This window comes from Streptomyces sp. AM6-12 (genome assembly GCF_044327085.1).
Lineage (GTDB): Bacteria > Actinomycetota > Actinomycetes > Streptomycetales > Streptomycetaceae > Streptomyces.
Map to the genome: position 1 here is coordinate 3,800,411 of NZ_JBIQWN010000001.1, position 13,991 is coordinate 3,814,401.

At 72.5% G+C, this 13,991-nt stretch carries 12 protein-coding genes; 1 reads left to right on the top strand and 11 read right to left on the bottom strand.

The window, feature by feature from the left end:
• Nucleotides 1–4 precede the first annotated feature (4 nt).
• From ACE4Q9_RS17140 to ACE4Q9_RS17180, 9 genes are all read right to left on the bottom strand, one after another.
• On the bottom strand, nucleotides 5–802 hold the full coding sequence (locus tag ACE4Q9_RS17140; protein WP_397985106.1) for an HAD family hydrolase: 798 nt from the start codon (nucleotides 800–802) through the stop codon (nucleotides 5–7).
• Nucleotides 799–2,127 carry a serine--tRNA ligase gene (serS, locus tag ACE4Q9_RS17145; protein ID WP_397985107.1) on the bottom strand — a complete coding sequence of 443 codons (1,329 nt, stop codon included), beginning with the start codon at nucleotides 2,125–2,127 and terminating at the stop codon, nucleotides 799–801. The genes ACE4Q9_RS17140 and serS overlap by 4 nt, the downstream gene beginning before the upstream one ends.
• A 507-nt stretch (nucleotides 2,128–2,634) precedes the next feature.
• Nucleotides 2,635–3,567 carry a prephenate dehydratase gene (pheA, locus tag ACE4Q9_RS17150; RefSeq protein ID WP_397985108.1) on the bottom strand — a complete coding sequence of 311 codons (933 nt, stop codon included), beginning with the start codon at nucleotides 3,565–3,567 and terminating at the stop codon, nucleotides 2,635–2,637.
• Nucleotides 3,568–3,698: 131 nt separating this feature from the next.
• Nucleotides 3,699–4,973, bottom strand: coding sequence for an iron uptake transporter deferrochelatase/peroxidase subunit (gene efeB / locus ACE4Q9_RS17155; protein WP_397985109.1), 1,275 nt, complete (start codon nucleotides 4,971–4,973; stop codon nucleotides 3,699–3,701).
• An 8-nt stretch (nucleotides 4,974–4,981) separates the two neighbouring features.
• Complete coding sequence (locus ACE4Q9_RS17160; RefSeq protein ID WP_397985110.1) at nucleotides 4,982–7,072, bottom strand: copper resistance protein CopC; 2,091 nt, start codon at nucleotides 7,070–7,072, stop codon at nucleotides 4,982–4,984.
• A 14-nt stretch (nucleotides 7,073–7,086) separates the two neighbouring features.
• Nucleotides 7,087–7,551, bottom strand: a complete 465-nt coding sequence (locus ACE4Q9_RS17165) for a copper chaperone PCu(A)C (RefSeq protein WP_397985111.1) — start codon at nucleotides 7,549–7,551, stop codon at nucleotides 7,087–7,089.
• Entirely contained in the window at nucleotides 7,548–8,207 is a 660-nt protein-coding gene (locus tag ACE4Q9_RS17170) for an SCO family protein (RefSeq protein ID WP_397985112.1), read from the bottom strand. Before ACE4Q9_RS17170 ends, ACE4Q9_RS17165 begins: the two co-directional genes overlap by 4 nt.
• Before the next feature lie 96 nt (nucleotides 8,208–8,303).
• Nucleotides 8,304–9,074 carry a YcnI family protein gene (locus tag ACE4Q9_RS17175; protein WP_397985113.1) on the bottom strand — a complete coding sequence of 257 codons (771 nt, stop codon included), beginning with the start codon at nucleotides 9,072–9,074 and terminating at the stop codon, nucleotides 8,304–8,306.
• A gap of 127 nt (nucleotides 9,075–9,201) precedes the next feature.
• On the bottom strand, nucleotides 9,202–10,059 hold the full coding sequence (locus ACE4Q9_RS17180) for a hypothetical protein (RefSeq protein WP_397985114.1): 858 nt from the start codon (nucleotides 10,057–10,059) through the stop codon (nucleotides 9,202–9,204).
• A gap of 213 nt (nucleotides 10,060–10,272) precedes the next feature.
• Here ACE4Q9_RS17180 and ACE4Q9_RS17185 point away from each other — a divergent pair, with 213 nt between their 5' ends.
• The gene (locus ACE4Q9_RS17185) at nucleotides 10,273–10,710 is read left to right on the top strand and encodes an ATP-binding protein (RefSeq protein ID WP_397985115.1); all 438 of its coding nucleotides are present in this window, start codon (nucleotides 10,273–10,275) and stop codon (nucleotides 10,708–10,710) included.
• An 84-nt stretch (nucleotides 10,711–10,794) separates the two neighbouring features.
• Here the strand turns inward: ACE4Q9_RS17185 and ACE4Q9_RS17190 are convergent, their stop codons facing one another.
• The gene (locus ACE4Q9_RS17190) at nucleotides 10,795–12,255 is read right to left on the bottom strand and encodes an aminopeptidase P family protein (protein ID WP_397985116.1); all 1,461 of its coding nucleotides are present in this window, start codon (nucleotides 12,253–12,255) and stop codon (nucleotides 10,795–10,797) included.
• 200 nt (nucleotides 12,256–12,455) lie between these two features.
• Nucleotides 12,456–13,868, bottom strand: a complete 1,413-nt coding sequence (locus ACE4Q9_RS17195; protein WP_397985117.1) for a PP2C family protein-serine/threonine phosphatase — start codon at nucleotides 13,866–13,868, stop codon at nucleotides 12,456–12,458.
• Nucleotides 13,869–13,991: the final 123 nt, after the last annotated feature.

Sequence of the window (13,991 nt, forward strand, 5' to 3'; positions counted from 1 at the left end):
GGCGCTACGTCAGCAGACCTTCCAGCACCTCGGCGATGCCGTCCTCCTCGTTCGAGGACGTCACCTCGTCGGCCACCGCCTTGAGCTCCTCGTGCGCGTTGGCCATCGCCACGCCCCGCGCGGCCCACCCGAACATCGGGATGTCGTTCGGCATGTCGCCGAAGGCGATCGTGTCCGCGGCCTTGAGGCCGAGGCGGCGCGCGGCGAGGGAGAGCCCCGTCGCCTTGGAGAGGCCGAGTGGCAGCAGCTCCACGATGCCCGCGCCGGCCATCGCGACCGAGACGAAGCCGCCGGCCGCCTGCCGGGCGGCCTCCGCCAGCTCGTCGTCGCCCAGCGTCGGATGCTGTATGTAGATCTTGTTCAGCGGCGCGGCCCAGAGGTCGGACGCGTCGGTGAAGGGGACCGCGGGCAGCGGCCCCGCGACGGCGTACCCCGGCCCGACGAGCACCTCGCCGTCCAGCCCGTCCCGGCTCGCCGCGAGATGCAGCGGGCCGACCTCTGCCTCGATCTTGGCCAGGGCCACCCCTGCCAGCTGACGGTCCAGGGTGACGGACGTCAGCAGGCGGTGCGCCCCGGCGTCGTAGACCTGTCCGCCCTGGCCGCAGACGGCGAGGCCGTCGTAGCCGAGGTCGTCGAGGACATGGCGGGTCCAGGGGACGGCCCGGCCGGTGACGACGATGTGCGCCGCGCCCGCCGCGGTGGCCGCGGTGAGCGCGTCGCGGGTGCGCTGGGAGACCGATCCGTCCGCGCGCAGCAGCGTCCCGTCCAGGTCGGTCGCGACCAGCCCGTAGGGGAAGCTCACCGGGCCACCGGCTCCAGGACCTCCCGGCCGCCCAGGTAGGGGCGCAGCACTTCGGGGACCCGGACGGAACCGTCGGCCAGCTGGTGGTTCTCCAGGATGGCGACGATGGTGCGCGGTACGGCGCACAGCGTGCCGTTGAGCGTGGCGAGCGGCTTGACCTGCCCGCCCGTCGCCCGACCACCACCCCTGCCGGAGGTCGCTTCGCTCCCGCCGGCCTTCTCGCGGACCCGGATGGACAGGCGGCGGGACTGGAACTCGGTGCAGTCCGAGGTCGAGGTCAGCTCGCGGTACTTGCCCTGCGTCGGGATCCACGCCTCGCAGTCGAACTTGCGGGCGGCCGAGGAGCCGAGGTCGCCGGAGGCGACGTCGATCACGCGGAACGGCAGCTCCAGCGAGGACAGCCACTGCTTCTCCCACGCGAGCAGGCGCTGGTGCTCGGCCTGGGAGTCGGCCGGGTCGACGTACGAGAACATCTCGACCTTGTCGAACTGGTGCACGCGGAAGATGCCGCGGGTGTCCTTGCCGTGCGAACCGGCCTCGCGGCGGAAGCAGGGCGAGAAGCCCGCGTAGCGCAGCGGCAGCTTGTCGGCGTCGAGGATCTCGTCCATGTGGTACGCCGCGAGGGCCACCTCGGAGGTGCCGACCAGGTAGAGGTCGTCCTTGTCGAGGTGGTAGACGTCCTGTGCGGCCTGGCCGAGGAAGCCGGTGCCTGCCATGGACTGCGGGCGGACCAGCGCCGGGGTCAGCATCGGGGTGAAGCCGGCCGCGGTGGCCTGGGCCATCGCCGCGTTGACCAGGGCCAGCTCCAGCAGGGCGCCGACACCGGTGAGGAAGTAGAAGCGGGAGCCGGAAACCTTGGCGCCGCGCTCGACGTCGATCGCGCCGAGCAGCTGGCCCAGCTCCAAGTGGTCCCTGGGCTCGAAGCCCTCGGCGCCGAAGTCGCGGATGGTGCCGTGCGTCTCCAGGGTGACGAAGTCCTCCTCGCCGCCGACGGGCACGTCGGGGTGGACGAGGTTGCCGAGCCGGAGCAGCAGCTCCTGGGTCTCGGCGTCGGCCGCTTCGCGCTCGGCGTCGGCGGCCTTGACGTCGGCCTTGAGCTGCTCGGCACGCTTGAGCAGTTCGGCCTTCTCCTCGGCGCCGGCCTTGGGGATCAGCTTGCCGAGCTGCTTCTGCTCGGCACGCAGTTCGTCGAAGCGGACGCCGGACGACCTGCGCCGCTCGTCGGCAGACAGGAGGGAGTCGACGAGCGCGACGTCCTCTCCACGGGCGCGCTGCGACGCGCGCACACGGTCGGGGTCCTCACGGAGCAGGCGAAGGTCAATCACAGGCCCAAGGCTACCGGTGCGGGGATGCCGCTCACGAATCACTATTGCGGCGCGCTTCGATTTGCGGCTTACCGTGCGTTATGCGCTAATTGCCGCGCGTGTCAAGGGAAAGTGTCTCACTCCCTGGGACGGGGCATACGTCGGGCGCCTGGTTGACTCGATTTCCTTGTGGCGAGCGGGACTTGGCGGCCCGGTTGTCCACAGAAATCCACACCCGCCGACGAGTTATCCACAGGGTGTGGGGAAGGTCTGTGGATGTGGGAATTGATCATTCCGGATCCGTTGGCCGGCTTGCAGAATTCCCCGGCCAAAGTGGATCGACACCCACTTTCGGGTGGAAAACGGTCGCCCCAAAAGATGAACCAAAGGAAACGGGTGGACGAAGGGTGAGTCGACCGGCGGCCACCCCGTCCGCGCACCGTGGGGCGATTTGTCGACCGGGTCGCGCTTCGCTGTCGACTTGTCCCCAGGTCGAGAAGAGTGCCTGTGGATAACTCCTGTGGATAACTAGAAGCGGCCGTCCTGGCAGCGTGCCACCCAGTCCGCGGCCCGCATGAACTCCTCGTCCGAGGTCCCCGGCCGTACGGCGCGTGCTTCGTCCGGCGTGATGTCGGCGCGCGGGTACGAGCCGAGGAAGCGCACTTCCAGGCAGAGCCGCTTCAACCCCATGAGCGCCTCCGCCATCCGGCGGTCGGAGATATGGCCCTCGGCGTCCACGCAGAAGCAGTAGTTGCCGATGCCCTCGCCGGTCGGCCGGGACTGGAGCAGCATCAGGTTGATGCCGCGCGAGGCGAACTCGCCGAGCAGGTCGCGCAGTCCGCCGGGGTGGTCGGTGCGCTGCCAGAGCACCACCGAGGTCTTGTCGGCGCCGGTCTTCGCGGCGGGCCGGGCCGGGCGGCCGACCAGCACAAACCGGGTCTGCGCGTTCTCCGCGTCGTGGATCCCGGTCTCCAGGGCCTCCAGGCCGTACCGGGCGGCGGCGAACTCGCCCGCGAAAGCGGCGTCGTAGTGGCCCTCCTGGACCAGCCTCGCCGCGTCCGCGTTCGAGGCGGCCGACTCCCAGACGGCGTCGGGGAGGTTGGCCTTCAGCCAGTTGCGCACCTGCGGCTGGGCCGCGGGGTGGGCGGAGACCGTCTTGATGTCGGCGAGCCGGGTGCCCGGCCGGACCAGCAGCGCGAAGGTGATGGAGAGCAGCACCTCGCGGTAGATCGTCAGCGGCTCGCCCGCGACCAGTCCGTCCAGGGTGGCGGTGATGCCGCCCTCGACCGAGTTCTCGATCGGCACGAACGCGGCCTCGGCCTCGCCGGCCCGCACCGCGTCGAGCGCGGACTGCACCGACACGTACGGCGTCAGCTCCCGGGTGGCCGCCTCCGGCAGGGTCCGCAGGGCCACCTCGGTGAAGGTGCCCTCGGGGCCGAGATACGCATAGCTCGCTGGCATGGTCCTCACCCTAATGGCCGCGGGCCGTCGTAGCTCAGGCGTCTCAAGATGACCACTCGAACGGTGGTTTGGAAACGGAAACTCCGCAGAGTCGGCGGAATACAAGCTAGGGGAATCGGCCAGGGCCCGGCTCAGCCCTCCAGCAGCCGCTGGCCCACGTACTCGCCCTTGGCCGCCCCGCCCGGCACCGCGAACAGCGCGCTCGCCTCGTGCCGGATGAACCGCGACAGGGCGTCGCCCCGGTCGAGCTTGCGCTGCACCGGCACGAAGCCGAGCAGCGGGTCCGCCTGCCAGCACACGAAGAGCAGCCCGGCGTCCGGCACCCCGTCGGCGTCGATGCCGTCGTGGTACGAGAACGGGCGCCGCAGCATCGCCGCCCCGCCGTTCTGGTCCGGCCGGGTGATCCGCGCGTGCGCGTTGAGCGCGATCACGTACTCGCCCTTGGCGTCGGTCTTCTCCAGCTCCATCGGGGACGTCTCGTGCCCCCCGGTCAGCGGCGCCCCGTCCGACTTGCGGCGCCCGATGACCTGCTCCTGGGCGGGGACGGACAGCTTCTCCCAGTCGTCCAGGAGCATGCGGATCCGGCGTACGACGGCGTAGGAGCCGTTCGCCATCCACGCGGGTTCGCCCGAGGCGGGCACGAAGATCTGCTTGTCGAAGGCCCGGTCCGCCGGCTTCGGGTTGCCCGTGCCGTCGATCTGGCCCATCAGGTTGCGGGCCGTCATCGGGCGGGCGGTGGCGCCCGGCGTGCGGTTGAAGCCGTTCATCTGCCAGCGCACCCGCGCGGTCGCCCCGGCGTCCTTCTGGATCGCGCGCAGGGCGTGGAAGGCGACCAGGGCGTCGTTCGCGCCGATCTGCACCCACAGATCGCCGTCGCTGCGCGCCTTGTCGAGGTGGTCGGAGGAGAAGGCGGGCAGCGGATCGAGGGCGCTGGGCCGCTGCTTCTCCAGCCCGGTGCGGGCGAAGAAGCTGTGCCCGAAGCCGAAGGTGACCGTCAGGGAGGAGGGTCCCGCGTCCCGCGCCACATCGGTGTCGCCGTGCGGGGCCGGCTCGCCCGCCATCAGCCGCTCGGCCGTCGCCGACCAGCGGCGCAGCAAGGCCGCCGCCTCCTTGCGGCCCGCGCCCGCCGCCAGATCGAAGGCGATGAGATGACCGCACGCCTGGAGACCCTCGGTGATGCCGGGCTGGTGTTTCACGTGAAACATCGCGCGGTCGGTGCCCACCGAGGTGAGCGGGGTGGCCGGGGCGGGTGCCGCGGCATAGCCGACGGCCCCGCCTGCCGCGCCGAGCACCAGCCCGGTGGCGCCCGCGGTGCCGAGCAGGGCGCGCCGGGAGACGCCCCCGGAACGGGCCTCATGCGCCGGGGCCTCGGGGCTGCGGGCCTGCTGGGTGGACTGGTCGGTCATGGTCTGGTTCAGCCGATCTGCGCGTTCTTGGAGACGGTCACTTCGTCAATGTCGGAGGTGCGGACGGTGACGGCGACCTTCCAGTCGCCGGCCATCGGGATCTGCACCCCGTCCGCCGAATAGTGGCCGGTAGTGATGTGTTCGGGAGTCACGGAGAGCGGGCCGATCTTCTTCGCCTCCAGGGTGAGGGCGATCGTCACCTCGGGGACGTCGAAAAGCTGCCCGCCGGGCTTGCGGACGAACAGGTGCAGCGAGTTGGCGCCCGCGTGGGCGGGGTCGATGTCGAGGGCGACCACGCCCTTGCCGTTCGTACCGCCCGTGTCGAAGGGCAGGCTCAGGGAGAGGCTGCCGTTCGTGGGCGCGGTGACGGTGCCGGTGGCGGCCCTGGCCTCCTGCTCGGTGCGGCCCGGCTCGGTCTGTGTCAGCGCGGTGGTGACGGCGAGCAGGACGACCGCGACGGCGGCCTCGGCGAGCACCGAGCGGCGCAGCCCGAAACGCCCCGCGTCACCGTCCCGCAACCGCTTGCGCCGGGCGGCCTCAACGGCGACCCGCTGCCGGGCGAGCTGGGCGGCGCGACGGGAGTCGCCGGGAGGTTCGGGAGCACGGCCGGGTTCGGCCGCGTCAGCCGTGGCGGGGCCCTGCCCGGCCGGGTCCGCCGCGCCCGTGTCCGTCGGCTCCCTGTCCGCCGTCCTCGCGTGCGCGTCCGCCGTTCCGGTGCGCGCCGTTTCCGCGTCCGCCGCCTCCGTGTCCTGGCCGGCGATCGCCTTCGCCGCGGTGACGGACTCCTTCTCCGCCCCCACCCCGCCCACGGCCTGCTCCCCTTCCGCTGCCCGCTCCTCCTCTACTGCCCGCTCACCCTCAGCGCCCTGATCCGCCAGCCGTCCGGTCCAGCGCCGGGAGACCGACGCGATGCCCACCATGACCGCCACCAAGGCGATCTTGGCCAGCAGCAGCTGTCCGTACCGGGTGTCGGTGAAGGCGGACCAGGAGCCGAGCTGGCGCCAGGACTGGTAGACGCCGGTGGCGACGAGGGCCACCACGGAGCCGAAGGCCAGCCGGGAGAAGCGGCGTACCGCGGCGGCCTCGACCGGGCTTTCGGCGGGCGCCCGGTACAGGGCGACCAGCAGCGCGGTGAGCCCGCCGAGCCAGGCGGCGACGGCGAGCAGATGGACGACGTCGACCGGCATGGCGATGCCCGGCTGGAGTCCGACCGAGGCGTGCTCCGACACCGCCCAGCTGGTCGCGAGCCCGGCCGCGACCACCACGCCCCCGATCCCCAGACCGAAGGCCAGGTCCCGCTTCTCCGCGCCCTCCTCGCGCCGCTGGTACGAACCGAACAGGACGGCGATGAACAGCGCGGCGGCGGCGAGCAGCAGCAGCCGGGAGACCAGCGCGGCCCCCGGCTTGGTCTCCAACACCTGACCGAGCAGCCCGAGGTCGAAGACGTCGGCGACCTTCCCGGAGGTGGTGTACGAGCCGCGCAGGAGCAGCAGCCACAGGGTGGCCGCGGTCAGCGCCAGCCAGCCGCCGACGACCAGCCGTTGCAGCGCCCGTACGCCCGCGCCGCGCCGCCAGCACAGGAGCACGAAGGCGGCGCCGCCCACGAGCACGATGTAACCGGCGTACGACACGTACCGGCCGACCTGGTAGAGGGCGCCGACGACCCCGCCGCCGACGGTCGGACCGGTGCCGGAGACCACGGTCCGCGAGGGTGCCCCGATGGAGAAGGTGTAGGCGCCGGCCACCGGATGGCTGTCGGCGGACACGACCTCGTAGGTGACCGTGTACGTGCCCTTGCCGAGGCCGTCCTTGAGCCGCACGGCGTACGTCGTCCCGCGCACGTTCGCGGGGGCGCCGGTCTGGACGGGCTTGCCCCGGGGGTCGAGGACGCGCAGCGAGTCGCCGTTCATCGCGACCTTCTCGGAGAAGGTGAGCGAGACGCGGGCGGGCGGCTGCTGGACCACCACCCCCTGTGCGGGGTCGCTGCCGGTCAGCGCCGCGTGCGCAGAGGCCGGTGCGGCGCCCGTGAGCAGTGCGGCCAGGGTGGCGAGGAACAGCAGCACCAGGTTCCGCGGGCGGGGGGTGATGGTCCGGGTCACGGTGGTCCCTTCCCTCAGTTGCCGGTCGTCGGGTGGTACGTGGCGGACTTCACCGGCATCGTGACGGTGACGGGACCGCTCTTGGCGAAGGTGAGCTTCAGGGTGACCGTCTGGCCCTGCTTCGGCCGGTGCCGGAGCTGCTCGAACATCAGGTGGTTGCCACCGCTCTTGAAGACGAGCCGGCCGTGGGCGGGTACGGCGAAGGAGGACTGCTCGCGCATCTCGCCGCCCATGGTGCTGTGCATGGTGACCTGGCCGGCCGCGTCGCTGGTCACCTTGGTCAGCTCGTCCTTCGTGCCGCCCTTGTTGGTGATCGTCAGGAAGCCGGCGGCCATGTCGGCGGAGACGGGCTGCGGCATGTAGCTGCCGCTGACCGAGAGTTCGGCCTTGGTGGTGTCCGAGGAGCCCGAGCCCGAGCAGCCCGCGAGGGCCAGCGCGCCCGCGAGTGCCGTGGCCAGGACGAGGGGTCGGCGGTTCACGGCTTGGCTCCCTTGACGAGCTTGGGCAGGTCCTTGATGTAGTCGTCGACCGTGGCACTGTCGTTGATCATGACGTACCCGCCGTCGGTCTTCGGCGAGAAGGCCATCACCTGGGTGCCGTGCACGGAGACGAGCTTGCCGTCCTTCTTCGTCGTCGGCTCGACGGAGATGCCGAGGGAGCGGGCGGCGGCCTGGACGGACTTGAAGTCACCGGTCAGACCGATGAACCGCGGGTCGATGCCCTTGAGCCAGCTGCCGAGCGCGGCCGGGGTGTCGCGGCCGGGGTCGGTGGTCACGAACACGACCCGCAGGTCCTCGCGCTGGGCCGGGGTCAGCGACTTCTGGGCGGCGACGGCGATGTTGCTCATCGTCGTCGGGCAGATGTCGGGGCAGTGCGTGTAGCCGAAGTAGAGCAGGGTCGGGTGGCCCTGGGTCTCCTTGCGGAGGTCGTACTTCTTGCCGTGCGTGTCGGTGAGGACCAGGTCGGGCTTGACCCAGGGCCGGTCGAACACGATGGCGGGGCCGTTCTGCCCGGATTCCTGGGAGACCGAGGAGATGGGCGACTGGCTGCCTGCGGTGTCCTGGCTGCCGCAGGCGGAGAGGGTCAGGGTGGCGGCGGCGAGCAGCGCGGCCGCGGCGAACGTCTTCTTGCGCATAGAGAAATGTCCCAGATGTGAGAACTCCGGCGCGCGCCGGGGTCGTACGGGGGCCAAGCCTGGCACGGCCCCGGCGCGCGCTGCGGAACGGTGGGGCTAGGCGGTGCGGCGGCGTCCGGCGAGGACGCCGTAGGCCACGCCCGCGGCGCCGACGACGATCCCGGCGACGCCGAGCACGCGTGCGGTGGTGTCACTGCCGGCGCCGGAGTCCGGGGCGGCGGCGTTCTCCTTCGTGTCGTCGGAGGCGTTCTGGGCGGCCGCCGTGCCGTGCTCGTCGGCCGCGGCGGTCAGCTGGAGCACCGGGGCCGGGTTCTGCGGCTCGTCCTGGCCCGCCTGCGGCACCTCGATCCAGCGCACCACTTCCTTGTCGGAATACGTCTGGAGCGCCTTGAACACGAGCTGGTCGGTGTTGTCGGGCAGGGCGCCGACGGAGAGCGGGAACTTCTGGAAGTAGCCGGGCTCGATGCCCTTGCCGTCGGCGGTCCAGGTGACCTTGGTGACGGCCTGGTCGATCTTCTCGCCGTGCACGCTCAGCGGCTTGGCGAGCTTGGACTTGGTGAGCTGCACGCTCCAGCCCGGAATGGGCTGGGCCATGACGGAGGCCAGCGGATGGTCGGCGGGGAGGTTCACCTCGACCTTGGTGGTCGAGGCGTTGTCCCGCTCGTTGGGGACCTTGAAGTCGACGACCGCGTAGCCGCCCTTGGCCGCGGCGCCCTCGGGCTGCACGGTCACATGCGCGAAGGCGGGGGCGGACAGGGCGAGCACCGCGGTACCGGCGACGGCGGCACCGGCGGCGAGGCGGGCGGCCGTGCGGCGGGTGGTGTTACGGCCGGCGGCGACGCTGGGAACGAGCTGGGAATCCTGCATGGCAGGAGCACTCCATGGTGAGAGTTCCGGTGAGGAAGAAAGGCGCGCGGGCGCGCGCGGGCCGCGCGACGGCGGCCACCTCCTCGGATCCCGGAGCTGTCTCAGGGCACGGGGCGGGCGCGTCGCGTCAGGCGGCGAGTCGCAGTGCGGCGGCGGGCGGACCGCGCCGGATCACCGAGTGGTGGAGTACGAGGGTGGCGGGGGCGGGCCGCTCGTCCCGGTCGCCCCGCCGGGCGCGCGGTGTGGGCTCGGCCGCGGTCAGCAGCCCGGCGCACAGGGCACCCACCAGGGCGAGCGCCGCGCGCAGGGATCGTACGAGCGCCGCCTCGGCGACTTCGTGGGCCGAGTGCGCCGACAGTTCGAGCAGCCGCAGCACGGCCAGGTCGCCGCGGCGCAGCAGCCAGCCGACGGCGACGGCCGCGAGCAGGTGCCCGAGCAGCATCGGCAGCGAGGGCAGCAGCGCCGCCCAGGCGCCGGTGGCAGCGGCCGTGTGCGGCAGGGGCACGGGGGCCTCGGCCACAGGGCGGCCCGAGGGGTCGATGAGGCGGGCGGCGAGCAGCAGGTGGAAGGCGTGGCCGGGGGAGAGCGCGGCGGCGTTCGCCCCGCACAGCAGCCGGGAGGCCTGTTCGACCAGCGCGGCGTCGCCGAGCGCGGTCCCGCCCGGAGCGCTCTGCCCCATCGGCATGCCGCCCATGGCCATGCCCGCTCCGTGCTGGCCCAGTCCGAACAGCGTGTGCAGCGCGGTCTGGCCGAGGGCGAGGAACGCGGCGATGCCCGGCAGCGAGCGGGCCCGCCCGGCGAGCGGGACCACGAGCAGCAGGGAGCCGAGGAAGCCCGCGCCGAGCGTCCACAGCGGCACGCTCGCGCAGGAGGCCAGGGCGTGCCCGGCCGCGGCCAGCACGACGCAGACCGCGGCGAAGACCGCGGCCCGCAGCATCCGGAGCCCGGCTCCGGGACGCGCCGTGCGCGCGTGAAGGGCAGACATGGCGGCCTCATCATCGCACCGCGCCCCGCGCCGCCCAACGCCAGGTCCGGTCAACACCTCCCCCGGCCGGCCCGAGAGGTACGTCCCGACATACACCGATATCTCCCAGGACGCATCGGCTGTATGGGCGCAGTCACGTCAACGGGGTGCTTACGGCCATCTATGGGCGGCAATAGGTATCGGTATGTCGAGCCGCGGCCTGGAGGCTGGAGCATGAGCATCTGGTGGTCACTCCATCTGCGGCGCGAGGCCGCGAGCGTGCCGCTCGCGCGGCGGCTCCTGATCGGCACCATGGAGACGGCCGGGGTGGACCCGGAGATCTCCTACGACCTCTCCGTCGCCCTCAGCGAGGCGTGCGCGAACGCCGTCGAGCACGGCGGCGGCGAGGACACCCCGTCGGTGTACCGGGTGACCGCGTACCTCGACGGGGAGAAGTGCCGGATCGAGGTGGCCGACTCCGGCCCCGGCTTCCAGCACACCCGCGAACTGCGCCCCGCCCGCCCCGACGCCGAGCACGGCCGCGGCCTGTGTCTGATCCGGGAACTCGCCGACCACGTCCACATCGGTCCCAAGCCCGGCCGCCGCGGCACGGTGGTCAGCTTCGACAAGATCCTCAAGTGGCGCGACGACGCTCCGCTGCTGGCGGTGTGACCCGAAGGGACACGGCGAGCACGCCGGACCCGCGGACGACGACGGCCGGGCACCCCGCGGTGCCCGGCCGTCTGACGGCGAAGGTCAGCCCTTCAGCGCGGCCATCCACGCCTCGACGTCCGCGGAGCGTCGCGGCAGGGCGGCCGAGAGGTTCCGGTTGCCGTCCTCGGTCACCAGGATGTCGTCCTCGATCCGGACGCCGATGCCCCGGTACTCCTCGGGCACAGTGAGGTCGTCGGCCTGGAAGTACAGGCCGGGCTCGACGGTGAGCACCATGCCCGGCTCCAGCACGCCGTCCACGTACGTCTCGGTGCGCGCCACCGCGCAGTCGTGGACGTCCATGCCGAGCATGTGACCGGTGCCGTGCAGGGTCCAGCGGCGCTGCAATCCCAGCTCCAGGACGCGCTCGACCGGCCCCTCGACCAGGCCCCACTCGACCAGCTTCTCGGCCAGCACCCGCTGGGCCGCGTCGTGGAAGTCGCGGTACTTGGCGCCCGGCTTCACCGCCGCGATGCCGGCCTCCTGGGCCTCGTACACCGCGTCGTACACCTTCTTCTGGAGTTCGCTGTACGTGCCGTTGATGGGCAGCGTGCGCGTGACGTCGGCGGTGTAGAGGGTGTGCGTCTCCACGCCGGCGTCGAGCAGCAGCAGGTCGCCGGAGCGGACCGGGCCGTCGTTGCGGACCCAGTGCAGGGTGCAGGCGTGCGGTCCGGCGGCGCAGATCGAGCCGTAGCCGATGTCGTTGCCCTCGACGCGGGCGCGCAGGAAGAAGGTGCCCTCGATGTAGCGCTCGCTGGTGGCCTCGGCCTTGTCGAGGACCTTCACCACGTCCTCGAAGCCGCGCACCGTGGAGTCGACGGCCTTCTGCAGCTCGCGGATCTCGAAATCGTCCTTGATGAGGCGCATCTCGGAGAGGAAGACCCGCAGTTCCTCGTCGCGCTCGGCAGTGACCTTGTCGGTCAGGGCCGCCTCGATGCCGGCGTCGTAGCCGCGCACGACGCGCACCGGGCCGGTGGCCTCGCGCAGCTTGCCGGCCAGCTCGCGCACATCGGCGGCGGGGATGCCGTACAGCGCCTCGGACTCGGTGAGGGAGTGGCGGCGGCCGACCCACAGCTCGCCCTGGCCGTCGAGCCAGAACTCGCCGTTCGCGCGGTTGGAGCGGGGCAGGAGGTAGATCGTCGCCTGGTGGCCCTCGTCCGCGGGCTCCAGCACGAGGACGCCGTCCTCGGTCTGGTTGCCGGTGAGGTACGCGTACTCGACGGAGGAGCGGAAGGCGTACTCCGTGTCGTTCGAGCGGGTCTTCAGGTTGCCCGCCGGGATCACCAGGCGCTCGCCCGGGAAGCGCGCGGAGAGCGCGGCGCGGCGGCGCGCGGTCTCGGCGGCCTGCTCGATGGGCTTCAGGTCACGCAGCTCGGTGTCGGCCCAGCCGGACTGCATGTTCTCGGCCAGCTCGTCGGAGACACCTGGGTACAGGCCGTTCTTGCGCTGCTTGATGGGCTCCTCGGACTCGGCTTCCGGGGTCGCCGGAATGAGTTCGTCGGCCACGTGTTCCTCCTCGGTACGGCGTGTGATCTCCCCCGGAGCGGTCCGTGCGGCTCGCCACGAGGGGTCACTGTGTCCGAGCCGGGGACCTCCATCATCGTACGGTCGTACCGGGACTGGCCAGGAGCGGTCGTCCGGCCATGCCTGGCAGCGGCCGGTCGCCGAGCGGTCGTGCCGGGCCGGGTCTCCCGCCGCCGGCTGCCTCAGTCGAAGCGGGCCGCCAGCAGCACCACGTCCTCCCTGCTGTCGGCGGCCTCCGGGCCGTCCGGCAGCACCATGCGCAGCACATGGTCGGCGATGGCTCCGGGGTCCTGCCGCAGCGCCCGCGGGACGCTCGCGGCGGCCGAGTGCAGCCGGGCGAAGGCGCGGTCCATGCGGTCACCGCTTCGGTGCAGCAGCCCGTCGGTGTAGAGCAGCACCGTCTCGCCCGCCTCGGCCTCGATCTCCGTGCTGGGCGCCTCCCAGCAGGAGAGCATGTTGAGCGGCGCGGAGACGGAGGTCTCGGCGAACTCGGTGCGGCGCTCCCCGATCAGCAGCGGCGGGCTGTGACCGGCGCCCGCCAGGGTGATCCGGCGCAGCGCGGGCTCGCAGTAGGCGAACAGGGCGGTGGCCGAGCGGGCGGGCTCGGTCAGCCGCAGCAGCAGCTCCAGATCGGACAGGACGGCGACCGGATCCTCGCCCTCCATCACGGCGTACGCGCGCAGCGAGGCCCGCAGCCGGCCCATGGCGGCCACCGCGCTCGGCCCCGAACCGCTGACCGAGCCGACCGACAGGCCGAGCGCCGCGTCCGGCAGCGGCAGCGCGTCGTACCAGTCGCCGCCGCCGCGCGGTCCGGTGCGGTGCCGGGCGGCGAGCTGGACGCCGGGCACGCGGGGCAGCCGGGAGGGCAGCAGCTCCCCGGTGATGGTGGCCACGCAGGCGCGGGTGCGCTCCACCTCCCGCAGCCTGGCCAGGTGTTCGGTGGCGTGCCGGATGTACAGGCCCGCGAGGTGGCGCTGCCGTTCACGGGGCTCGGCGGGTTCGTCGTAGAGCCAGACGGCGGCGCCGAGGCGGCCGGCGTTGTCGGTGGCGAGCGGCAGGGCGTAGCTGGCGGCGTAGCCGAGGCGGGCGGCGACCTCGCGGTGCCGGGGGTCGAGGTCGTCCTCGGCGAACAGATCGGCGTGGACGACCTCGGCGGTGCCCGCGGTGTCGTACGGCAGCGCGCCGCGCGGCACGGTCTCCAGGTGGCCGAGGTCGGCGCGGCCGAGGCCGAGGCCGCGGGTGGTGCGGGGGCCGCCGTCGCCGGGGTCCAGCACGACGAGACCGCGGCGGGCGCCGACGAGGGCGGCCGTGGCGCCCAGCAATTCGTCGAGAGCGGGCTCCAACGCGCTGGTGCGGACGAGCCGTTCGGTGAGTTCGTGCAGCGTGGTGAGGTCGGAGACCCAGCCGGCGAGACGGTCCTGGAGGAGCGTGCCGGGGGCGGCGACCGGGGGGTGCGGGGCGGGGACGGCGGGGACGGTGTCCGCGAGGGTGCCCGCGGTGGCCTCCGGGACGGGAGAGGCGGGCGCGACAGTGTGGGCGGCCGTGGGAACAGGGGGATCGATTCCGGCCACTTTCGGGGGGTGCGGGGCGCTCATGGCGCGCGGCCTTCAGACTGGTGCACAGTGCTCAAAAGCATCGCAAACCCCTAGGTGATTCTGCGCCGCTAGCAGTGTCTCCACATGTACACGCACTCGTGAGGGGATGTCCAGCATTGTCCT

What these genes read in the sequence shown, in the direction of transcription:
- efeB (WP_397985109.1), bottom strand. Translation starts at nt 4,973, where the DNA reads ATGACCGACCAGTCCACCCAGCAGGCCCGCAGCCCCGAGGCCCCGGCG.
- ACE4Q9_RS17195 (WP_397985117.1), bottom strand. Translation starts at nt 13,868, where the DNA reads ATGAGCGCCCCGCACCCCCCGAAAGTGGCCGGAATCGATCCCCCTGTT.
- pheA (WP_397985108.1), bottom strand. Translation starts at nt 3,567, where the DNA reads ATGCCAGCGAGCTATGCGTATCTCGGCCCCGAGGGCACCTTCACCGAG.
- ACE4Q9_RS17175 (WP_397985113.1), bottom strand. Translation starts at nt 9,074, where the DNA reads ATGCAGGATTCCCAGCTCGTTCCCAGCGTCGCCGCCGGCCGTAACACC.
- ACE4Q9_RS17185 (WP_397985115.1), top strand. Translation starts at nt 10,273, where the DNA reads ATGAGCATCTGGTGGTCACTCCATCTGCGGCGCGAGGCCGCGAGCGTG.
- ACE4Q9_RS17170 (WP_397985112.1), bottom strand. Translation starts at nt 8,207, where the DNA reads ATGCGCAAGAAGACGTTCGCCGCGGCCGCGCTGCTCGCCGCCGCCACC.
- ACE4Q9_RS17180 (WP_397985114.1), bottom strand. Translation starts at nt 10,059, where the DNA reads ATGTCTGCCCTTCACGCGCGCACGGCGCGTCCCGGAGCCGGGCTCCGG.